This window comes from Geodermatophilus sp. SYSU D00867 (assembly GCF_054050315.1).
On record NZ_JBJGZC010000005.1, the window covers coordinates 196802 to 218095 of the forward strand.

Here is a 21294-nt window from a genome sequence, read left to right on the forward strand (position 1 = left end):
TCCCGGTGCCGACCCTGCGCGGACGTAGACGTCCTAGACGTAACATCTCTCACCGTTACAGGCGGGTGTCCCCGCTTGTACGCTTCCCGAACCCGACGGCCGGACCCGTTCCGCCGGCCCGGGAGACAGCACGCACCGGCGCCGGTGTCCCGACACCCGGCGTGCCCAGAGGATGGAGACGCCGTGACCTCCGTGACCACCCCCGGTCTCGACAACGCCCCCACCACGCACGCCCGGCTGCTCGCCTGGGTGCGTGAGATGGCGGAGCTGACCACCCCGGACGAGGTCGTGTGGGTCGACGGCAGCGACGAGGAGTGGGAGCGGCTCACCCAGAGGCTGGTCGGCGCCGGCACCTTCACCCGCCTGGCGAAGAAGCCCAACTCGTTCTGGGCCGCGTCCGACCCCAGCGACGTCGCGCGCGTCGAGGACCGCACCTTCATCTGCTCGGTCGACGAGGCCGACGCGGGGCCGACCAACAACTGGATGGCCCCCGACGAGATGAAGTCGATCATGACCGAGCTGTACCGGGGCTGCATGCGCGGCCGGACGATGTACGTCATCCCGTTCTGCATGGGCCCGGTCGAGGCCGAGAACCCGATGTTCGGCGTCGAGCTCACCGACTCCGAGTACGTCGTCGTCTCCATGCGGGTCATGGCGCGCATCGGCTCGCGGATCCTCGAGGCGATGGGCACCGACCGGCCGTTCGTGCCGGCCATGCACTCCCTGGGCGCCCCGCTCGAGCCGGGCCAGGAGGACGTGCCCTGGCCCTGCAGCCAGACCAAGTACATCGTGCACTTCCCCGAGGAGCGGGCCATCTGGTCCTACGGCTCGGGCTACGGCGGCAACGCCCTGCTGGGCAAGAAGTGCTACTCGCTGCGGATCGCCTCGGTGATGGCCCGCGACGAGGGCTGGCTCGCCGAGCACATGCTGATCCTCAAGCTGACCAGCCCGCAGCAGAAGACGTACTACGTCGCGGCGGCCTTCCCGAGCGCCTGCGGCAAGACCAACCTGGCGATGCTCGAGCCGACCATCCCCGGCTGGAAGGTCGAGACCCTCGGCGACGATATCGCCTGGATGCGGTTCGGCGAGGACGGCCGGCTCTACGCGCTCAACCCCGAGTTCGGCCTGTTCGGCGTCGCGCCGGGCACCGGCTGGGACACCAACCCCAACGCGATGCGCACCATCGACAAGGGCAACTCGGTGTTCACCAACGTCGCGCTCACCGACGACGGCGACGTCTGGTGGGAGGGCATGACCGAGGAGCCGCCGGCGCACCTCACCAGCTGGAAGAAGCAGGACTGGACGCCGGACTCCGACGAGCCCTCGTCGCACCCGAACTCGCGGTTCTGCACCCCGATCGAGCAGTGCCCGATCCTCGCGCCCGAGTACGAGGACCCGAAGGGCGTGCCGATCTCGGCGATCCTCTTCGGCGGCCGCCGGAAGACCACGATCCCGCTGGTCACCGAGGCGCGGGACTGGAACCACGGCGTCTTCATGGGGGCCACGCTGTCCTCGGAGACGACCGCTGCGGCCACCGGCGCGGTCGGCGTCGTCCGCCGCGACCCGTTCGCCATGCTGCCGTTCATCGGCTACAACGCCGGTGACTACTTCCGGCACTGGGTCGAGACCGGCAAGGCGCACGACTCGACCAAGCTGCCGCGGATCTTCTACGTGAACTGGTTCCGCCGCGACGAGGACGGCGGCTTCCTGTGGCCGGGCTTCGGCGAGAACAGCCGGGTGCTCAAGTGGGTCGTCGAGCGCATCGAGGGCACCGCGGCCGCCGAGGAGACCGCCGTCGGCCACGTGCCCACGACCGGCTCGCTCGACGTCTCCGGGCTGGACGTGACCGAGGACCGGGTGCGCAAGGCGCTCGCCGTCGACAAGGACGAGTGGCGCGCGGAGATCCCGCAGATCACCGAGTGGTTCGAGAAGTTCGGGGACAAGCTGCCCAGCACCATGTGGGACGAGCTGGAGATCCTCAAGAGCCGGCTCGCCTAGGAGGAGGACCCCCTGCCCCCGCCGCTCGCACGCTCGCGGCGGGCGCCTGCAGGGGGGCCACCCGCGCGGGTCCAGGGCCCCGTTCCGGACAGCGTCGTCCGGGGCGGGGCCCGTGCTCGTCCGTGCCGGTCCGTGCACGGAACGGAGCCGTCTGCCAGCCGAGCGTGCGGACGTCGGTTAGCGTGGCTGGCGGTCCCGCGTCCCCCTGACGACAGGTTCGCTCCCCGGTGCCCAATCCCTACCTGCACGTGCTGCGCACGCCGCACGCGCTGCCCATGGTGCTCGCCGCCTTCATCGGCCGGCTGCCCCTGTCGATGGTCGGCCTGGGGTGCGTCCTGCTGGTCGCGGACGAGACCGGCTCCTACGGCCTGGGCGGCGTGGTCGCCGCCGCGGGCGCGGTCACCACCGCCCTGGCCGGCCCGGTCATCGGCCGGCTGGCGGACACCTTCGGCCAGCGCCGGACGCTGCTGCCCGTCGTCGCGGTGTTCGCGGCGGCCGGGGCGCTGTTCCTCGCCGCGGTCAAGGAGGACTGGCCGCGGTGGACCTTCTTCGTCACCGCCGGCGTCGCGGGGGCGTGCATCCCGCCGGTCGCCTCGATGATCCGGGTGCGCTGGACCCACCTGCTGCGCGGCACCCACCGCCTGCACACGGCGCTGGCGATGGAGTCCGTCGTCGACGAGCTGGTGTTCATCGTCGGGCCGGTGCTGGTGACCTTCCTGTCCACCACCGGGCACTCGACCTCCGGCGTCGTCACCGCCTTCACCCTCGCCGTCGTCGGGGCGCTGCTGTTCGCCGCGCAGGGGCGCACCGAGCCGCCGCCGCACGGGCACGAGGCGCGCAAGGGGCCCTCGGCCATCCGCACGCCGGGCCTGCGGGTGTTGTTCGTCGTCGGCGCCGCCGTCGGGTCGATCCTCGGCACGCTGGAGATCGCGCTGGTCGCCTTCGCCGACGAGGTCGGCGCGATGGGCCTGTCCGGCGTGCTCATCGCGGGCCTCGCGCTCGGCTCGATGATCAGCGGGATCGGCTGGGGCGCCGTGCACTGGCGGCACCCGCTGCGGCACCGGCTGCTGGTCGTGCTCGCGACGCTGACCGTGCTCACCGTGCCGCTGGTCCTCATCGGCAACGTCTGGGTGATGATCCCGTTCGTCGTCGTGGCCGGGGTGGCCGTCTCGCCGTCGCTGATCAGCTCGTTCACCCTCGCCGAGCTCATCGTGCCGCGGGTGGCGGTGACCGAGGCGTTCACCTGGATCGGCACCGCGCTCGGCCTCGGCGTCGCCGTCGGCACCTCGATCGCCGGGAAGGTCGTCGACACCGTCAGCGCCAACGCCGCGTTCCTCGTCGCCACGGTCTCGGCCGGGATCGCCGCCGTCGTCGTGCTCGCCGCGCAGCGGCTGCTGCACGTGCCGGCCGAGCACGCCGCCGAGCCGGCGATGGCGCGCTGACCCGGCCGCGTCCCGCCGCGGGCGGCGGCCGGGTCCTCGGCGTCGCGCCCGAGCGGCTCGGCCGGTGGCTGGACGGCGTCGCCACCCGGCACGGCGCCTTCGACACGGCCGTCGACGACGACGGCACCGTGCGGATCACCTGCGCCGACGGCACGACCGTGACGCTGCGCGCGCCGTTCGGCTGGACCCCGGGCCCGGCGCCGCTCGCCACCTTCACCGCCGCCGCACGCCGGCCGCGGCGGGCCGCCGTCCTGCTGGTGCGCCGCGGCCGCTGGGCCACCGGCGTCTTCGACGGCGCGGACCTCGTCGTCTCCAAGGTCGACAGCCGGCTGGTGCAGGGCCGCAGCGCGGCCGGCGGCTGGAGCCAGCAGCGCTTCGCCCGGCGCCGCGGCAACCAGGCCGACGCCGTGGTCGCCGCGGCCGCCGACACCGCGGCCCGGGTGCTGCTGCCGCACGCCGGCGGGGTCGACGCCCTGTTCACCGGCGGGGACCGGGGGATGGTCGACGCCGTGCTCGCCGACCCCCGGCTCGCCCCGCTGGCGGCGCTGCGCCGGGAACCGGCGCTGGAGGTCGGCGAGCCGACGAAGGAGGTCCTGCTGGCCACCCCCGCCCGGTTCCGCGCCGTGCGGGTGCACGTCGTGGAACCCGGCGACCGGCCCTGAGCTCAGCCGTTCGGGAGCAGGACCAGGCGGATCGGGTTGCCCTCCTTGCGCTCGAGCATCTCGATGCCCTTCGCCGCGTCCTCGAGCGGCAGGGTGCCGGAGATCGAGCGGGACAGGTCCAGCCGGCCGTGCCGGACGAGGCCGACCAGCTGCTGCACGTGCCCGGGCTCGGAGCCGTAGTGGCCGAGGACCTGCTGCGAGAAGTAGCTGAACTGCGTGCCGTTGCGGATGGTCAGCGGCTGGTCGGTGAGCCCGACGAGCACCAGCCTGCCCTCGCGCTCCAGGCAGCGCACCGCCTGCTCGCGCACCGCGGCCACGCCGGCGAAGTCGAACGCGCAGGACAGGCCCGCGCCGCCGGTGAGCTGCCGCACCCCGCCGGCGACGTCCTCGGACGGGTCCAGGGCGAGGTCGGCGCCGAGGTCCAGGGCCCGCTGCCGGGCGGACTCCACCGGGTCGACGGCGACGATCGGCGCCGCGCCGGCCAGCCGCAGCAGCTGCACCGCGTGCGCCCCGAGACCGCCGATGCCCCACACGCCCACCGGCTCCCCGGCGCGCACCCCGGCCGTCTTGACGATCGAGGCCCACGGCGTCGACACGGCGTCGGGCACGATGCACGCCTGCTCGAAGGGCAGCTCGTCGGGGATGGGGACCAGGGTCTCGACGGTGGCCAGCGCGTACTGCGCCCAGCCGCCGTCGTAGTCGACGCCGCGGGTGTGGATCCAGCCGTCGACCTCCTCGCCGGCCTGCAGGAGGACCCGCTGCCCGGCCTGCCAGCCGGTCACGCCGTCCCCGAGCCCGGCGACGACGCCGGCCACCTCGTGGCCGAGCGTGACCTCCTCGCCCTGCAGGAACAGCGGGTTGAGCGTGCCGTCGACGAGGTGGACGTCGGACAGGCAGATGCCGGCCGCGCGGACCTCGACGAGGACCTGCCCCGGCCCGGGCACCGGGCGCGGCACCTCCTTGACCTCGAACTGCTTGGTGCGCACGTTGAGCCGGCCGGCGAGCATCGAGTCGGGCATGTCCCGCATCCTCCCCACCGGCCCGCGGGACCACACCGCCGCCTCCGGTGCACGCCCGCGGAGTCGCACGACCCCGGGGGCGGACGTGACCCACGGCACACGACGGCGTAAGGTCCACCGGCCGTGTCAGCGACACCGACCGACACGACCGTGACCGCCACTCCGAGCGATGCGGGGGCCGACCCCGTCCTGACCGCCGAGCGCGCCCACCTGGCCCTCGCCGGGGACTGCCTCGCCGGGATGCGCGCCGCCGCCTCCGCCGTCGTGGACGCCGGCGTCGACGCCTGGGCCTCCGAGCGCCTCGGCGCCGCCCGCGCCGAGCGGCTGCGCTCGCTGGCCGCCGACCCCGGCGTGCCGCCGTTCTTCGGCCGCACCGACGGCGACGGGGAGACCTTCCACATCGGCCGGCGGCACGTGCGCGACGCCGCCGGGCGGCCGGTGGTCATCGACTGGCGCGCGCCGATGAGCCGGCCGTTCTACCGGGCCAGCGCCGCCGATCCGCAGGGCCTGGTCCGCCGCCGCCGGTTCGGCTTCTCCGGGGGCGAGCTGACCTCCTACGAGGACGAGCTGCTCGGGGCGGGGGAGGAGGGCGACGGCGCCCTGCCGCGGGCGGAGACGTCGAGCCGGGTCCTGCTCCAGGAGATCGAGCGCCCGCGCTCCGGCCCCATGCGCGACATCGTCGCCACCATCCAGCCCGAGCAGGACGAGATCGTCCGGGCCCCGCTGGCCGAGTCGGTGTGCGTGCAGGGCGCGCCGGGCACCGGCAAGACCGCCGTCGGCCTGCACCGCGCCGCCTACCTGCTCTACACGCACGGCGGGCAGCTGGCCCGCACCGGCGTCCTCGTCGTCGGGCCCAACCGGGCGTTCCTGCGCTACGTCGAGCAGGTGCTCCCCACCCTCGGCGAGGTCGACGTCGACCAGACCACGGTCGCCGAGCTGACCGGCCGGGTGCCGGTGCGGGCGCAGGACGCCCCGGAGGTCGCCGCCCTCAAGGGCGACGCCCGCATGGCGCAGGTGCTGGAGCGGGCGCTGTGGGGCGCGATCGCCAAGCCCGCCGACGACGTCCTGGTGCCGCTGGCCGGCCGCCGCTACCGGGTGCCGGTGGAGCGGCTCAAGCGGTACGTCGACGACCTGCGGCGGCGCGGCCGCGTGCCCGACGACCAGCAGCGGCTGCACCACACCGCCGGTCGGGAGCGGCTGGCGCTGCTGCTCGCCGAGGACGCCCGCCGGCAGCAGGAGGAGGCCGGCGGCAGCCCGACCGACGCCGAGACCCGCCGGGCCGCACGCAGCCCCGAGGTCCGCGCGTTCTGCGACGCCGTCTGGCCCGCCCGCGACCCGGCCGGCCTGGTCCTGGAGCTGCTCGGCGACCCCGCGGTCCTGGCCCGCGCCGCCCGCGGCGTGCTCGGCGACGACGAGCAGGCGCTGCTGCTCCGCCCGGCGCCGCGCTCGGTCGGCACCGCGCCGTGGACCGCCGCCGACGCCGTCCTGGTCGACGAGGTGGCCGGGCTGCTCGAGCGGACGGCGGGCTACGGGCACGTCGTCGTCGACGAGGCGCAGGACCTCTCGCCCATGCAGTGCCGCGCGGTGGCCCGCCGGCTGGCCGCCGGCTCGCTCACCGTGCTCGGCGACCTCGCGCAGGCCACCAGCCCGTGGTCGCCGGCCGACTGGGCGCCGACGCTCGCGGGCCTGGGCCGCCCGGACACCGCCGTCCGGCCGCTGACCCGCGGCTACCGGGTCCCGGGGGAGGTCCTCGACTACGCCAACCGGCTGCTGCCGGCGATCGCGCCCGGCCTGCCCGCGGCCACCGCCGTGCGCCGGGACCCCGGTGCGCTCGCCGTCCGCCCGGTCGCCGACCTCGCCGGGCCGCTGGCCGAGGTGGTCGCCGATCTCGCGGCCGGCCCCGGGTCGGTCGGCGTCGTCTGCGCCGACGCCGCGGTCCCCGAGGTGGCGCGGCTGCTGGCCGCCGCGGGCCTGCCGGCGTCGGTGCTCGCCGACGACGGCTCGGCGGCCGGGCGGGTCGCCGTCGTGCCCGCCGCGCTGGCGAAGGGGCTGGAGTTCGACGCCGTCGTGGTGGCCGACCCGGCGGCGATCGTGGCCGCCGAGCCGCGGGGGCTGTCCCGGCTCTACGTCGTGCTCACCCGGGCGGTGAGCACGCTGGTGGTGCTGCACCGCGACGACCTGCCCGCCCTGCTGGAGGGCTGAGCGTCCCCCGACCGCGGGACCGCACGGCGCGGGTCGTTGTGGCCGGACGTGATCTCTGTTGCAGTGTGCGCGCACGGGAGGGAGGCCCATGGACCGGCAGGACAGCCGGGCCGGCACGTTGCTCCGGTTGGCCGCGACGATCGTGGTCGCCGGGGCACTGGTGGCGGGCCTGCTCCTCCCGTGGATCGGGGGTCCCGCGATCGCCGCCCAGCAGTCCACCGGGCTGCTCGGCGACCTGCCCACCGAGTTCACCGACCCCTCGCCGCCGGGGAACACCGTGCTGCTCGCCGCCGACGGCGAGCCGATCACGTACTTCTACGACGAGAACCGCGACCCCGTGGAGCCCGCCGAGATCGCGGACGTCATGAAGGACGCGATGGTGGCCATCGAGGACTCCCGCTTCTACGGCCACCGCGGTCTGGACGTGCAGGGGACGCTGCGCGCGCTGGTCACCAACATCGCCGCCGGCGAGGTGGCCGAGGGCGGCTCGACGCTCACCCAGCAGCTGGTCAAGCAGACGCTGCTGCAGACCGCCGACACCCCCGAGGAGCGGACCGCCGCCACCGAGCAGACGGTGGGCCGCAAGCTGCGCGAGGCGCGCCTGGCCCTGGCGCTGGAGGACCTCTACAGCAAGGACGAGATCCTCACCCGCTACCTCAACACCGTCTACTTCGGCCAGAACGCCTACGGCGTGCAGCCGGCCGCCCGCGCCTTCTTCGGTGTCGACGCCGCGGCGCTCACCCTGCCACAGGCGGCCCTGCTGGCCGGCCTCGTGCAGAGCCCGGTGAACGACGACCCGTTCACCGACCCCGAGGCGGCCACCGCGCGGCGCAACGAGGTGCTGTCCCGGATGGCCGAGCAGGGCCTCGTCCCCGCCGACGAGGCGGCGGCGGCCGCGGCCGCGCCGCTCGGGCTGGCACCCGCACCCGCCCCGCCCCGCGGCTGCGTCCAGGCGAGCGTCGGCCCGTTCGTCTGCGACTTCGTGCAGCGGTACCTGATCCAGGAGCTCGGGCTCAGCCAGGAACAGCTGGACAACGGCGGCTACACCGTCCAGACCACCCTGGACCCCGAGCTGCAGCGCTCCGGCGACGCCGCGGTGCTCGAGACGCTCCCGCGGGAGGACTCGCTGGCCGCGATGTTCACCGCCGTCGAGCCCGGCACCGGCCACCTGCTGGCGATGAGCGTCAACCGGACCTTCGGCTACGACCTCGCCGACCGCACCCAGGAGTCGTTCAACCTCAACGTGGCGCCCAGCCAGGGCTCGGGCTCCACGTACAAGGTGTTCGTCGCCGCCGCGGCCCTGGCCCGGGGCTACTCGTCCTACTACACGCTCACCGCACCCGACCCCTACGTCTCCCGGGTCTACTCCGGCCCGTGCGAGGGCCGGGACACCGACGGCCGGTACTGCGTCCGCAACGCCGGGTCGGGCTACCGCTCGACGCTGGACCTGACGACGGCGCTGTACCAGTCCTCCAACACCTACTTCCTCGCGCTCGAGGACGCCCTGGGCAGCGTCGAGGAGCCGGTGCGGATGGCCGAGGCGGCGGGGCTGTTCCAGTTCAGCCCGCCGGGGCTGGCCCAGCAGATCATCGACGAGAACCGCGGGTCGTTCACCTTCGGCGCCGAGGCGACCAGCCCGCTGGCGCTGGCCAGCGCCTACTCGACGTTCGCCGCCGGCGGCACGCAGTGCGACGTCGTCCCGGTGACCGCCGTCCTCGACCGGAACGGGGAGCCGGCGGTCGGCGCCGACGGCGAACCGCTCGCGGTCGGCGACCGGTGCACGCCCGAGGCGATCCCACCGGGCGTGGCCAACACGATGAACCAGATGCTGCGCAAGGACGTCGAGCCGGGGAACCCGGGGCAGACCGGGGCGCGCGCCTACGTCCGCGGCCACCAGATCGCCGGCAAGACCGGCACCTCGCAGGACAACTACTCGGTGGCGTTCGTGGGCTACACGCCCGAGATCACCGCGAGCGTCATGGTCCTCAACCCCAAGCGCAACGAGGACGTCGGCGGCTTCGGTGGCGGCAAGGGCGCCACCATCTGGCACGACGCGATGGAGCCGATCCTCACCGCGCGCGGCAGCGGCGAGTTCCCGCCCGCGGACGAGACCGTGCAGAACGGCAACACCCGCCCGGTGCCCGGCTGCTCCGGCGTCCGGGCCTGCGAGCGGGCCCTCACCGACGCCGGGTTCACCGCGCGGACGGTGCGCGTCGACAGCGACGAGCCGGCCGGCACCCTCCTGGGCACCAGCCCGCCGCGCGGCGGCCGCGCCGTGCCGGGCCAGCTGGTGTCGATCCTGGTGAGCAACGGCAGCGACTACGTGGAACCGGCGCCCGAGCCCGCGCCCCCCACGGAGCCGGCGCCCGCGCCCCCGACCGGGCCGCCGCCCGCGCCCGGGACGACGCCGCCCGGCACGACCCCGCCGACGTCCCCGCCCCCGCCCCCGGCGCCGGAGCCGCCCCAGACGCCGGAGCCGCCGCCACCGGCCACGGAGCCGCCGACCGCACCGGCCACGCCGCCGCCCCCGCCCGCCGCGCCCGCCACGGAGGCCCCGCCGCCCGGCTCCCCCTGGCGGCCGACGGCCTGACGCCGCCCCAGCCGCGCGTCGAGGGACTGGGTGAGCAGCCACCCGGCCAGCAGGACCAGGTGCAGCAGGAACAGCCACAGGCCGATGGCGACCACCGCACCGACGACCACCAGGCCGCCGAAGGGCGCGCCGAGGTCCAGGGGCAGCGACAGGAACAGCACGAAGCCCTGCAGGAAGCCGGACAGGCAGGCCGCGGTGAACAGCGCGCCGCTGACCAGCGCGCCCCACCGGCGCCGGCCGCCGGCCACCACGCCGTAGCCCCAGAGGATGGGCACGGTCAGCACGAACAGCACCGAGTAGTAGCCGACGGCGAACCGCCCGATCAGGGGCCCGGCGCCGTCCTCGCGGGCCAGGTCGGCCATGGCCGTGGCGGCCAGCAGCAGCGGGTACAGCAGCAGGGGCGTCACCACGACCAGGGGCAGCGTGAGCAGCCGGCCCCGCCAGCCGGTGAGGTTCTCCCGCCGCTGGCTGAACCGCATCAGCGCCCGCCGCAGCCCCTCGCCGTACAGCGACAGCGGCAGCAGCGCCAGCGCGAACCCCAGCAGGTCCAGCCGGACGCCGGCGTCGACCAGCCGGGCCACCGCGTCCGGCGCGCCCAGTGACTCCGGCAGCAGCTCGGCCAGCCGCTCGCTGCGCGCGCGGACCTCCCCGGCCGAGGTGGCCAGCGCGGTCAGCCGGACGGAGACCAGCACCAGCGGCACCACCGCGATGCCGGCGTAGAAGGTCAGGCCCGCGCCGATCAGCGCGAGGTCACGGCCGCGCAGCAGGCGCCGGGCACCGGCCAGCAGCGCGCGCGTCTCGACCCGCAACCGGGCCGCCGTCCACCTGCGTGCCGGGCTCACCCGCCCATGCCACCAGTCCCGGCGGCCCGGCGCCCGCCGGGGACCGGACGGCGCTCAGTCGTCGGTGCTCGCGTCGTCGGTGGTGGGGGCGTCGTTGCCCGGGTTCTGGCCGGTCTCCTGGCAACTGGCGTCGTTCTCGTTGCTGGCGTTGCCGCCGGCGGAGTCGCAGTTGGTCGGGCCGCGGGAGAAGTCGGTGTTGTCGCCACAGGCGACCAGGGAGCCGAGCAGGGCGAGCACGACGAGCGGCCGGGCCAGGCGCATCCGCGTGGAAGAGGACATGCAGCAATCGGTACACGTCCCCACGGCCGCGCAAACCGGCGGGGGTCGGGAACCTCCCGGAGTCGCCTGGTCACCGTTCGTGACTGATGTAATTACACCGGGGTGATTGTCACACGCCGGTCACGGACCTTACGCTGAGTGTGTCCAACGGGGCGCTCCGTCACCAGTCCGGGTGACACCCCGTGGACGCCGTCGAGCCGGTCCTCCCGCAGCGGAGACCGGGCCGGGGACCCATCGCAGTCCTGGGGTGTAGCGCGTGTCCGCACGCGCCGGGCGACTCCACGCCCGAACCCGTCAGCTAACCCGGTAGGCGGCCTGGGAGAAGGAGAGACCGCCGCGTGGCGTCCCTGCGCACGTCCGTCCCCGGCACGCCCGCGACCGGCCGCGGCCGCCGCGCCGCCCTCGCGCTCGTCGGCGCCCTCGGCATCGGTCTCGGGCTGGGGGCCGTCCCGGCGCCGGCCCGGGCGGAGGAGCCGACGTCGGCCGCCGAGGCCGCGCAGCTGGTCGCCGCCCGGGGCCACGAGCTCGAGGCCGTCACCGAGCAGTTCAACGAGGCCCGCGAGGCGCTCGCCGCCCAGCAGGCCGCCGCCGGCGCCGCCGCCGCGCAGCTGGCCGCCGCCCAGGCCGCCGTGGACACCGCGCGGCAGCAGGTGATCGGGATCGCCCGGTCGGCCTACACCGGCGACAGCATGGGCTCGCTGCAGGCGCTCATGACCAGCGAGGACGCCGACGAGTTCGTCAACCGCGTCACCCTGCTGCAGGGCGTCGCCGGTTACCAGGGCGAGCTGCTCGGCCAGGCCGCGGCCGCCACCGAGACCGCCACCGCCGCGCAGGCCGCCGCCGCCGCGGCCGCCGCCGAGGCGCAGCGCCAGTACGACGCCGTCGCCGCCCAGCAGGCCGACCTCGAGGCGCAGATCGCCGCCTACCAGGCCGACTACGCCCGGCTGAGCGCCGAGGAGCGGCGCGCCGCCCTCGAGGCCGCCGCCGCGGCGCACGCCGCCGAGGACTCCCGCGCCAGCCGGGACGAGGAGCGCGAGGACACCGCGTCGTCCTCCGCGTCCTCCTCCGCCGAGGAGCCGGCCGCGGCGGCCGCGCCGCCCAGCGGCGTCGCCGGGACCGTCGTCGCCACCGCCATGGCCCAGCGCGGCAAGCCCTACGTGTGGGCGGCCGCCGGCCCGAGCTCGTTCGACTGCTCCGGCCTCACCCAGTACGCCTTCCGCGCCGCGGGGATCAGCCTCCCGCACTCCAGCAGGATGCAGTCGACGATGGGCACCGCGGTCTCCCGCGCGAACCTGCAGCCCGGTGACCTGGTCTTCTTCTACAGCCCGGTGAGCCACGTCGGCATCTACATCGGCAACGGCCAGATGGTGCACGCGCCGACGTCGGGCGACGTCGTCAAGGTCGCCAGCATCGACGCGATGGGCGGCTACGCCGGCGCTCGCCGCATCGGCTGACGCGGGTCGCGCTCCAGCCGGGGCAGCGCCGCGGCCACCGGGTCCGGCCGCAGGTCGGCCAGCCGGCGCAGCAGGACCGGACGGGACCCCCGCCGCGCCGGACCCCGCACGACCCGACCCTGCCACGCACCTCACACCCCGCGACCGGGACGCCGGCGCCCGCTGCCGCGTTGACCCTCCGGAACCGCCCCCGACCCGAGGACCGCGCACCGATGAACTCCCGCACCGTCGTCCTGGCCTTCCGCGTCGTCGCCGTCGCCGAGGCCCTCTCCTGGATCGGCCTGCTGGCCGGCATGTACGTCAAGTACGTGCCGGAGACCTCGGAGGCCGGCGTCCAGGTGTTCGGGCCGGTCCACGGCGCGGTGTTCATCGCCTACGTGGTCGTGGCGCTGGTCGCCGCGCGGGTGCTCGGCTGGTCCCGGTGGACGACGCTGCTCGCGCTGGCCGCCTCCATCCCGCCGCTGGTCACCGTGGTGTTCGAGCGCTGGGCCGGGCGCACCGGGCGGCTGGCGGCGCCCGTCCGCGCCTGACCTACCGTTCCGGTCATGCCGGAGCCCGTGCTGCCCTCGACCGCCCGCACCCTGCTGGCCCGCACCGCCCGGGTGCAGCGCGAGGGGCGGGCGCCCAGCCTGGTCGCCGGGGTGGTCCGGGACGGCGGGCTGGCCTGGTCGGCCGGCCGCGGCGACGTCGCCGAGCCGCACACCGACGTCCAGTACCGGCTCGGCTCCATCAGCAAGACCGTCACCGCCGTCGCGGTCATGCGGCTGCGCGACGAGGGCCGGCTGGCGCTGGACGACCCGCTGGACCGGCACGTGCCCGGCACGCCGTTCGGCGACCGGTCGGTCGGCCAGCTGCTCTCGCACCTGGCCGGCGCCGCCGCGGAGAGCCCGGGCGGCTGGTGGGAGCGGGTGCCCGGCGGCCCGCTGGCCGACCTGCGGCTGTCCGGGGAGCACGTCGTCCTGGGCGAGGCCCGGCGCTTCCACTACTCGAACCTCGGCTTCGGCCTGCTCGGCGAGCTCGTGGCCCGGCTGCGCGGGCGCTCGTGGGAGGACGTCGTCACCGCCGAGGTGCTCGGGCCGCTGGGCATGACCCGGACGACGCCGCGCCCCTCCGGCCGCGCCGCGCAGGGCTACGCCGTCCACCCGTGGGCCGACGTCGTCCTGCCCGAGCCCGAGCACGACGCCGGCGTGATGGCCGCCGCCGGGCAGCTGTGGGCGACGCTGGCCGACCTCGCCCGCTTCGCCGCCTTCCTGCTCGGCGACACCGGCGACGTGCTGTCCCCGGCGACGCTCGAGGAGATGGCCGTGCCGGCCGGCGTCGACGGCTCCTCACCGGCCTGGTCGGCCTACGGGCTGGGCCTGCAGGTGCTGCGGGTCGACGGCCGCACGCTCACCGGTCACGGCGGCTCGATGCCCGGCTTCCTGGCCGGCGTCTTCGTCGACCGCGAGGAGGGGACCGGCGGCGTCTCGCTGGCCAACACCACCAGCGGCCTGGACGTGCTCGTCCCCGGCCTGCTGGCCGACCTCCGCGCGGCCGAGCCGCGGGTGGCCGAGCCGTGGCGCCCGGCCGAGCCGCCGGTGCCGCTGGAGCAGCTCGGCGTCTGGTACTGGGGCCCCGCGCCGCACGCCCTGCGCGCGGTGGACGGCGGCCTGCTGCACCTCGGCCCGCTGCCCGGCCGGTCGGGGCGGGCCAGCCGCTTCCGCCGCGACGCCGACGGCACCTGGGTGGGCCTGGACGGCTACTACGCCGGCGAGCCGCTGCGGATCGCCGGCGACCACCTGGACCTGGGCACGTTCGTCTTCACCCGCTCGCCCTACGACCCCGCCGCCCCCGTCCCCGGCGACGTCGACCCCCGCGGCTGGTCGGCGAGGGCCGGCGAGGCGTAGGAAGCGATCCGCACGTGTCGACGGCCCGTACGCGCGGAGAGCTCCCCATGCCGTTCAGGGCCGGTCGAAGGCGTCCATCGTGGTCTTGACGACGGCGCCGTAGGCCAGGTGCGGCACGAGGTCGCTCACCCAGTCGGTGGCCGACCAGGTGCGCGGGTCGGTGATGCCCAGCGCCGTCATCGGGCCGTTGGCCGCCACCAGGACGCCGAGCGTGGTGAGCAGCGTCCCGACCAGCGGCTGCGACCGGAAGCCCGAGGCGCGGGCCAGCCCGACGACGACGCCCACGCCGACGCCCGCGACCAGGCCGGTCATCGGCCCGAGCCCCTGGACCCGGTTCTGCCGGTGCTCCTCGTCGCCGGGGATCGGCACGTGCGCCTTCTCGGCGAGCTTCTCCACGGTCTGCTCGGGCGTCGAGCTGGTCCCGCGGCCACGGACGGTCATGTCGAGGTAGGTGACGGCGTTGAGCGCGGTGGAGCCCGCCGCGCCGGCCGCCGCACCGCGCAGCGCCCAGCCGAGCGTGCTGATGCCCCGCCTGCCCTTGCCGAACGTCCCCACCGGGGTGCGTCTCGCCATGCCGCCCGCGGTACCCGCCGCGCTCACCAGGGCAAACGGGCGCATCCTGGGGGAGTGGACGACGCCGGCGCGGCCCTCGAGCGGGCCATCGACGCGCTGCTCGACGCCCGCGCACCGGGCGCCACGATCTGCCCCTCCGAGGCGGCCCGCGCGGTCGACCCGGAGGGCTGGCGCGACCTGATGCCGCAGGCCCGCGCCGCCGCGGGCCGGCTCGCACGGCGGGGCGCGGTCGAGGTGACCCAGCGCGGCGCGGTGGTCGACGTCGCCACCGCCCGCGGCCCGGTGCGCGTCCGCCGGGTCAGCTGACCGGCAGCGGGCGGGCGAGGAAGGCGGCGAGCAGCCGGGCGGTCCGGTCGACGGTGCCGGTGTGCAGCACCTCGTACCCGTGCGTGCTCAGCGTGGGCAGGCTGAGCAGCGCCGCCCGCGCCGTCTGGCCCGAGGCCTTCGCCTGCGAGGCGTCGGAGTCGAAGGACTGCCACACCGCCGTCTGCGGGTCCACGCCGAGCTCGCGGCCGGTGTCGACCAGCGCGTCGGCGACGGCCCGGTCGTAGACGACGGCGTCGTCGGCGTAGGCGACCACGGGGCCGCCGTCGACGGTGACCTGGTACTCGGCCTCCGCCGGGCCGACGTCGAGGGCGACGGTGAGGTCGCCGGGCAGGGTGCGGGCGGCGTGGGAGGCGCCGATGCCGCCCATCTCCTCGCTGGTGGTCGCGACCAGGTGCACGTCGCCGTGCGGGCGCCCGCGCAGCAGCCGGGCGGCGCCGACGAGGGCGGTCAGCGCGGCGCGGTCGTCGAGGAAGTAGCCGCCGACGAAGTCGCCGAAGCGGGTGAGCCCGCGCCGGTCGGCGTGCACGCACACCCGGGTGCCGGGGTGCACGCCGGCCGCGGCCAGCTCGTCGGCCGGGCGCCCGGTGAAGACGTACACGTGCGACCAGTCCATGGCCTTGTCGCCCTGGTCCGGCTTGGTCTCCCAGATCCGCGGGCTGTCGGTGGTCGTGTGCTCCGAGCCGAGGGTGAGCACGCCGGTGAGCGTCTCCCGCCGGCCGAGGACGGCGACCGGGCCCAGGCCGAAGTTGCCCGGGTACATGACGCCCAGCGAGCTCACCCGCAGCGTGCCGTCGGGCTCGACCCGCTTGACCATCATCGACAGCTCGTCCAGGTGCGCCATGACGCGGACGGCCGGGGCCGACCGGTCCCGCCCGTGCAGGAGCGCGACCAGGTTGCCCGCGGCGTCCACCGACACCTCGTCGGCCAGCGGCTCGAGCTCCCGGCGGACGAGGTCGCGCACCGACTGCTCCTCCCCGCAGGGGCCGTAGGTGCGCAGCAGCTCGTCGAGCAGGTCGGGCAGCGGGGTGGCCACGGGGCTCCTCGGGTCGGTGACGGCGGTCCGACCCGTCCTACCCACCCGGCGCCGGGTCCGCCCCCGCAGCCCGCTCCAGCAGCGGGGCGACCCGGTGGTCGACGTAGCGGCGCAGCGCGAGCGCGGTGTCGGTGCGCTCCACGCCGGGGACCGCGAGCACCTGCTCGGTGAGCCGCCACAGGTCGTCGGCGTCGACCGCGACCACGCGCACCAGCAGGTCGGCGGCCCCGGACAGCGCCGTCACCTCGAGCACCTCCGGCAGCGCCGCGAGCGCGGCCGCGACCTCCTCGAGGCTGCGCTGCACGACCTGCACGGTCACGTAGGCGCCGAGCCGGTAGCCGAGCGCCTCGGGCCGCACCCGGGCGTCGAACGGCGCCAGGAAGCCGCCGGACTCCAGCCGGGCCAGCCGCGCCTGCACGGTGTTGCGCGCCAGCCCCAGCCGCTGGGACAGGGCCATGACCGTGGCGCGGGGGTCGTCGGTCAGCGCCTGCACCAGGCGGGCGTCGGTGGCGTCCAGACGGTCCGGACCGGGCGGCATCTGCTCAGTCTGACACGTTCGGACGTCCTACCAGTCGTCATCCTGCGCAGTCCGCCGTCCCGACCTTGCGCAATCCGGGAGGGGGGTGATCTCCTCCGGACGGGGTCGGTCGTGCCACGATGTGTGAGTGCCGCCACACCCCGGCGCACACAGGACGTCCAGCACCGCGACCGGCCGGCGACCCCGGCAGCCGCGGCCGACGGCGAGGAGGAGCGCGTGAGCGTGCCGAGCGTGACCACGGAGGCGGTGGACCCGGTACCCGGGGCAGCGGCGCCGCACCTGCCCCAGCAACCGGACCTGGTGCAGCTGCTGACCCCCGAGGGCGAGCGGGTCGAGCACCCCGACTACCCCCTCGAGATCGGCGACGAGGAGCTGCGCGGGCTCTACCGCGACCTCGTGCTGGTCCGCCGCTGGGACGTCGAGGCCACCGCCCTGCAGCGCCAGGGCGAGCTCGGCATCTGGGCCTCGCTGCTGGGGCAGGAGGCCGCGCAGATCGGCGCCGGCCGCGCGATGGCCGCCGACGACATGGCCTTCCCCACCTACCGCGAGCACGGCGTCGCCTGGGTGCGCGGCGTCGACCCGCTGCACGTCATCAGCCTGTTCCGCGGCGTCGACAACGGCGGCTGGGACCCGGTGGCCACCGGCTTCAACCTCTACACCGTCGTCATCGGCGCGCAGACCCTGCACGCCACCGGCTACGCGATGGGCCTGCAGCGCGACGGCGCGGAGACCGCCACGCTCGCCTTCCTCGGCGACGGCGCCACCAGCCAGGGCGAGGTCAACGAGGCGATGATCTGGGCGGCCAGCTTCTCGGCCCCGGTCGTCTTCTTCTGCCAGAACAACCAGTACGCCATCAGCGTGCCGCTGGAGCGGCAGTCCCGCGTCCCGCTGTACCAGCGCGCGGCCGGCTTCGGCTTCCCCGGCGTCCGCGTCGACGGCAACGACGTCCTCGCCGTCCTCGCCGTCACCCGGGCCGCCCTGCAGGCCGCCCGCGAGGGCCAGGGCCCGACGTTCGTCGAGGCGTTCACCTACCGGATGGGCGCCCACACCACCTCCGACGACCCCACCCGCTACCGGCTGGCCAGCGAGCTGGAGGAGTGGAAGCTGCGCGACCCGATCGCGCGGGTGAAGGCGCACCTGTCCCGCAGCGGCACCGCCGACCAGGAGTTCTTCGACGCCGTCGAGGCCGAGGCCGACGAGCTGGCCGCGCGCATCCGGAAGGGCACGCTGGAGATGCCCGACCCGCCGGGCACGGCGATGTTCGACCGGGTGTACGCGGAGCAGACGCCGCACCTGGCCGCGCAGCAGCAGGCCTTCGAGGCCTACCAGGCGAGCTTCGAGGGGGCGGGTTCCTGATGGGCACCGAGACGCTCACCATCGGCAAGGCCCTCAACCTCGGCCTGCGCCGCGCCATGGAGGACGACGCCAAGGTCGTGCTCATGGGCGAGGACATCGGCCGCCTCGGCGGCGTCTTCCGCATCACCGACGGCCTGCAGAAGGACTTCGGCGAGGACCGCGTCGTCGACACCCCGCTGGCCGAGGCCGGCATCCTCGGCACCGCCGTCGGCCTGGCCATGCGCGGCTACCGGCCGGTCTGCGAGATCCAGTTCGACGGGTTCGTCTTCCCCGCCTACAACCAGATCGTCACCCAGGTCGCCAAGATCCACGCCCGCTCCCGCGGGAAGCTGGCCGTGCCGATCGTCATCCGCATCCCGTTCGGCGGCGGCATCGGCGCCGTCGAGCACCACAGCGAGAGCCCCGAGGCGTACTTCGCGCACACCCCCGGGCTCAAGGTGGTCGCGGTCAGCAACCCGGTCGACGCCTACTGGGGCATCCAGCAGGCGATCGCCCACCCCGACCCGGTCGTCTTCCTCGAGCCCAAGCGGCGGTACTGGGAGAAGGCCGAGGTCGACACCGACGCCACGCCCGACCCGCTGTTCGCCTCCCGGGTGGTCCGCGGCGGCGACGACGTCACGGTGCTGGCCTACGGCCCGATGGTGAAGACGGCGCTGCAGGCCGCCGACGCCGCCGCCGAGGAGGGCCGCTCGCTGGAGGTCGTCGACCTGCGCACCCTCTCGCCGCTGGACCTGGACCCGGTGTTCGAGTCGGTGCGCCGCACCGGCCGCTGCGTCGTCGTCCACGAGGCGCCGGTGACCCTCGGCCTCGGCGCGGAGATCGCCGCGCGGATCACCGAGGAGTGCTTCTTCTCGCTGGAGGCGCCGGTGCTGCGGGTCGGCGGCTACGACACCCCCTACCCGCCGTCGAAGCTGGAGGAGGAGTACCTCCCCGACCTCGACCGCGTGCTCGACGCCGTCGACCGGGTGGTGGCGTCCTGATGGGGCAGCTGCGCCAGTTCAGGCTCCCCGACGTCGGGGAGGGGCTGACCGACGGCGAGATCCTGCAGTGGCTGGTGGCCGTGGGCGACACCGTCACGGTCAACCAGCCGCTGTGCGAGGTGGAGACCGCCAAGGCCGCCGTCGAGCTGCCCTCGCCGTACGCCGGCACGGTGACCGAGCTGCTGCACGAGGCGGGCACGACCGTCGACGTCGGCACGCCGATCATCACGATCGACGTCGGCGGCGAGGACGCCCCCGCCCCCGCGGCTCCCGCGGACGGCGGGGAGGCCGGGGCCGGGCTGATCGGCGGGGCCGCCCCGGGCGGGCGGACGGCGGTGCTCGTCGGCTACGGGCCGCGCAACACCGAGGCCCGCCGGCGCCCGCGCCGGTCGGCGCCCGCCGTGCACGCCGCCGCGCCCGCGCCCGCCGGCGCCGACCACTCCCGGGCGGCCGATGACCTCGAGCGGCCGCCGCTGCTGGCCACCGCCCCCGACGCCACGGTCAAGCCCGTGCGGCACGGCGGCCTCGAGGTGGGCCGGCAGGCCGAGGCGCACGCCCGCGCCGAGGCGGCCGCCCCGTCCCGGCCGGCCGCGCCCGGCCGGGGATCGGTGCGCCCGCTGGCCAAGCCGCCGGTGCGCAAGCTCGCCCGCGACCTCGGCGTCGACCTCGCGGCGCTCACCGGCAGCGGCGCCGGCGGCGTCATCACCCGGGAGGACGTCACCGCCGCCGCGAGCGCGCCGTCGGCCCCCGCCACGGCGCCCGCGCCCGTGGCCCCCGCCGCCGGCGACCAGCGGATCCCGGTCAAGGGCGTGCGCAAGGCGACGGCGGCGGCGATGGTGGCCAGCGCGTTCACCGCGCCGCACGTCACGGAGTTCCTGACCGTCGACGTCACCCGGACGATGAAGCTGCGCGCGCGGGTCGCCGCCCGCCCGGAGTTCGCCGGGGTCAAGGTCAGCCCGCTGCTGTTCGTGGCGAAGGCGCTGCTGCTCGCGGCGCAGCGCCACCCGGTGGTGAACAGCTCGTGGGACGAGGCGGCGCAGGAGATCGTCGTCCACGGGCAGGTCAACCTCGGCATCGCCGCGGCCACCCCGCGCGGGCTGGTCGTGCCCAACGTCAAGGACGCCGGGCGGCTGTCGCTGGCCGAGCTCGCCCGGGCGCTCACCGAGCTCACCGAGACGGCGCGGGCGGGGCGGACCGCGCCGGCGGACATGACCGGCGGGACGATCACGATCACCAACGTCGGGGTGTTCGGCGTCGACACCGGGACGCCGATCCTCAACCCCGGTGAGTCGGCGATCCTGGCCTTCGGCGCGGTCCGCGAGATGCCGTGGGTGCACAAGGGCAGGGTCGCCGTCCGGCAGGTGACGCAGCTGGCGCTGTCGTTCGACCACCGGATCATCGACGGCGAGCTCGGCAGCCGGTTCCTCGCCGACGTCGGCGCGCTCCTGGCCGACCCCGGGCTGGCGCTCGCGTTCTGACCCCGGGCACGGGCCGAGGGCCTGCCGACACCGGTCGGCAGGCCCTCGGTCCGGGGCTCAGGCGCGGCGGTCGAGCTGCCCGCGCAGCAGCAGCCAGCCGACGACGGCCAGGTAGGCGCCCACCGGCACGCCCCCGCCCGTCTGGGACAGGAACAGGAAGACCGGCGTCACCAGCGGCAGCAGCGCGACCAGCGGGCGGGACACCCGCCCCGAGCGCCACAGGCCGACGGCCAGGGCGACCGAGCCGAGGAACCACAGCGCGTTGGCCACCAGCGCCACGGCGGGGAAGAAGGCCAGGTCCTCGCCGTTGACGACGCTGGACAGCATGCCGCCGCTGAGCAGCACCGTCCCGGTGGAGGCCACGATGGCCGGCCAGCGGGTGCCGGCCAGCGCGGCGAGGTGCAGGTGGAGGACCGGCAGCGCCCAGAGCATCACGGCCGTGCCGACGAGGATGGCGGCGGTGCGCGGCTCGATCGCCGGGTCGGTGTCCTGCGGGTGGAGCAGCTGGGTGACGCCGACGGCGACCGAGATGCCGGCGGCGACGAGGGCGGCGGCGCCGGCCCGGGTGCCGGCCCGGGCGCCGGTCCGGGGCCGGGTCGCGGCGGGGGCGGGGGTGGGCAGCGTGGTGGTCACGA

The 21294-nt window shown here is 75.8% G+C and carries 19 protein-coding genes, 1 pseudogene and 1 riboswitch; of the genes and pseudogenes, 12 read left to right on the forward strand and 8 right to left on the reverse strand.

What is annotated here, in order from left to right; all coding sequences use genetic code 11:
- The first annotated feature begins 183 nt into the window (after positions 1-183).
- The 3 genes from ACI8AK_RS06780 (at position 184) to ACI8AK_RS06790 (ending at position 4102) form a co-directional block, all read left to right on the forward strand.
- The gene (locus tag ACI8AK_RS06780) at positions 184-1998 is read left to right on the forward strand and encodes a phosphoenolpyruvate carboxykinase (GTP) (protein WP_456955593.1); all 1815 of its coding nucleotides are present in this window, start codon (positions 184-186) and stop codon (positions 1996-1998) included.
- A 227-nt stretch (positions 1999-2225) separates the two neighbouring features.
- Positions 2226-3440: an MFS transporter gene (locus tag ACI8AK_RS06785; RefSeq protein WP_387992224.1), complete on the forward strand. Its 1215-nt coding sequence runs from the start codon at positions 2226-2228 to the stop codon at positions 3438-3440.
- Positions 3437-4102 (forward strand): acVLRF1 family peptidyl-tRNA hydrolase, encoded by a 666-nt coding sequence (locus ACI8AK_RS06790; RefSeq protein ID WP_456955614.1) that lies wholly within the window; start codon positions 3437-3439, stop codon positions 4100-4102. Before ACI8AK_RS06785 ends, ACI8AK_RS06790 begins: the two co-directional genes overlap by 4 nt.
- 2 nt (positions 4103-4104) lie before the next feature.
- On the opposite strand, the gene ACI8AK_RS06795 is transcribed toward ACI8AK_RS06790, so the two are convergent.
- A complete protein-coding gene (locus ACI8AK_RS06795) occupies positions 4105-5121 on the reverse strand; it encodes a zinc-binding dehydrogenase (RefSeq protein WP_387992221.1) in 1017 nt (338 codons plus the stop codon).
- A 150-nt stretch (positions 5122-5271) separates the two neighbouring features.
- Here ACI8AK_RS06795 and ACI8AK_RS06800 point away from each other — a divergent pair, with 150 nt between their 5' ends.
- Both ACI8AK_RS06800 and ACI8AK_RS06805 read left to right on the forward strand, forming a co-directional pair.
- On the forward strand, positions 5272-7323 hold the full coding sequence (locus ACI8AK_RS06800) for a HelD family protein (protein WP_456955595.1): 2052 nt from the start codon (positions 5272-5274) through the stop codon (positions 7321-7323).
- A gap of 88 nt (positions 7324-7411) precedes the next feature.
- A complete protein-coding gene (locus ACI8AK_RS06805) occupies positions 7412-9913 on the forward strand; it encodes a transglycosylase domain-containing protein (RefSeq protein ID WP_456903154.1) in 2502 nt (833 codons plus the stop codon).
- A 26-nt stretch (positions 9914-9939) separates the two neighbouring features.
- On the opposite strand, the pseudogene ACI8AK_RS06810 reads toward ACI8AK_RS06805, so the two are convergent.
- Together ACI8AK_RS06810 and ACI8AK_RS06815 are read right to left on the reverse strand one after the other, a co-directional pair.
- Positions 9940-10755, reverse strand: a pseudogene (locus ACI8AK_RS06810) (YhjD/YihY/BrkB family envelope integrity protein); the annotation flags it as partial.
- A gap of 54 nt (positions 10756-10809) precedes the next feature.
- On the reverse strand, positions 10810-11034 hold the full coding sequence (locus ACI8AK_RS06815) for a hypothetical protein (protein ID WP_387992213.1): 225 nt from the start codon (positions 11032-11034) through the stop codon (positions 10810-10812).
- A gap of 194 nt (positions 11035-11228) precedes the next feature.
- Positions 11229-11361, forward strand: a riboswitch (cyclic di-AMP (ydaO/yuaA leader).
- Positions 11362-11372: 11 nt separating this feature from the next.
- On the opposite strand from ACI8AK_RS06815, the gene ACI8AK_RS06820 reads away from it, so the two are divergent.
- Positions 11373-12488, forward strand: a complete 1116-nt coding sequence (locus ACI8AK_RS06820) for a C40 family peptidase (RefSeq protein WP_456955597.1) — start codon at positions 11373-11375, stop codon at positions 12486-12488.
- Here ACI8AK_RS06820 and ACI8AK_RS06825 read toward each other — a convergent pair.
- On the reverse strand, positions 12461-12598 hold the full coding sequence (locus ACI8AK_RS06825) for a hypothetical protein (protein ID WP_456903152.1): 138 nt from the start codon (positions 12596-12598) through the stop codon (positions 12461-12463). The two genes, ACI8AK_RS06820 and ACI8AK_RS06825, sit on opposite strands and share 28 nt — an antisense overlap.
- A gap of 102 nt (positions 12599-12700) precedes the next feature.
- Between ACI8AK_RS06825 and ACI8AK_RS06830 the strand changes: the two genes are divergently transcribed.
- Positions 12701-13018 (forward strand): DUF3817 domain-containing protein, encoded by a 318-nt coding sequence (locus tag ACI8AK_RS06830; protein WP_456955599.1) that lies wholly within the window; start codon positions 12701-12703, stop codon positions 13016-13018.
- A gap of 15 nt (positions 13019-13033) precedes the next feature.
- Positions 13034-14374, forward strand: coding sequence for a serine hydrolase domain-containing protein (locus tag ACI8AK_RS06835; RefSeq protein ID WP_456955601.1), 1341 nt, complete (start codon positions 13034-13036; stop codon positions 14372-14374).
- Between the two features lie 54 nt (positions 14375-14428).
- Here the strand turns inward: ACI8AK_RS06835 and ACI8AK_RS06840 are convergent, their stop codons facing one another.
- Entirely contained in the window at positions 14429-14947 is a 519-nt protein-coding gene (locus ACI8AK_RS06840) for a hypothetical protein (protein WP_387992201.1), read from the reverse strand.
- Positions 14948-15001: 54 nt separating this feature from the next.
- Here ACI8AK_RS06840 and ACI8AK_RS06845 point away from each other — a divergent pair, with 54 nt between their 5' ends.
- Entirely contained in the window at positions 15002-15253 is a 252-nt protein-coding gene (locus ACI8AK_RS06845; RefSeq protein ID WP_387992198.1) for a DUF3253 domain-containing protein, read from the forward strand.
- On the opposite strand, the gene ACI8AK_RS06850 is transcribed toward ACI8AK_RS06845, so the two are convergent.
- On the reverse strand, positions 15246-16307 hold the full coding sequence (locus tag ACI8AK_RS06850) for a M42 family metallopeptidase (protein ID WP_456955603.1): 1062 nt from the start codon (positions 16305-16307) through the stop codon (positions 15246-15248). The genes ACI8AK_RS06845 and ACI8AK_RS06850 overlap by 8 nt on opposite strands.
- Before the next feature lie 37 nt (positions 16308-16344).
- Complete coding sequence (locus tag ACI8AK_RS06855) at positions 16345-16845, reverse strand: Lrp/AsnC family transcriptional regulator (RefSeq protein WP_387992192.1); 501 nt, start codon at positions 16843-16845, stop codon at positions 16345-16347.
- A gap of 216 nt (positions 16846-17061) precedes the next feature.
- Between ACI8AK_RS06855 and pdhA the strand changes: the two genes are divergently transcribed.
- From pdhA to ACI8AK_RS06870, 3 genes are read left to right on the forward strand one after another with little or no spacing between them, the layout of a single operon-like run.
- Positions 17062-18201 carry a pyruvate dehydrogenase (acetyl-transferring) E1 component subunit alpha gene (pdhA, locus tag ACI8AK_RS06860; RefSeq protein WP_387992190.1) on the forward strand — a complete coding sequence of 380 codons (1140 nt, stop codon included), beginning with the start codon at positions 17062-17064 and terminating at the stop codon, positions 18199-18201.
- A complete protein-coding gene (locus ACI8AK_RS06865) occupies positions 18201-19181 on the forward strand; it encodes an alpha-ketoacid dehydrogenase subunit beta (protein ID WP_387992187.1) in 981 nt (326 codons plus the stop codon). The genes pdhA and ACI8AK_RS06865 overlap by 1 nt, the downstream gene beginning before the upstream one ends.
- Positions 19181-20659, forward strand: coding sequence for a dihydrolipoamide acetyltransferase family protein (locus ACI8AK_RS06870; protein WP_456955605.1), 1479 nt, complete (start codon positions 19181-19183; stop codon positions 20657-20659). Before ACI8AK_RS06865 ends, ACI8AK_RS06870 begins: the two co-directional genes overlap by 1 nt.
- 57 nt (positions 20660-20716) lie before the next feature.
- Here ACI8AK_RS06870 and ACI8AK_RS06875 read toward each other — a convergent pair whose 3' ends face one another.
- The gene (locus ACI8AK_RS06875; protein ID WP_456903148.1) at positions 20717-21292 is read right to left on the reverse strand and encodes a hypothetical protein; all 576 of its coding nucleotides are present in this window, start codon (positions 21290-21292) and stop codon (positions 20717-20719) included.
- Between the last annotated feature and the right edge of the window lie 2 nt (positions 21293-21294).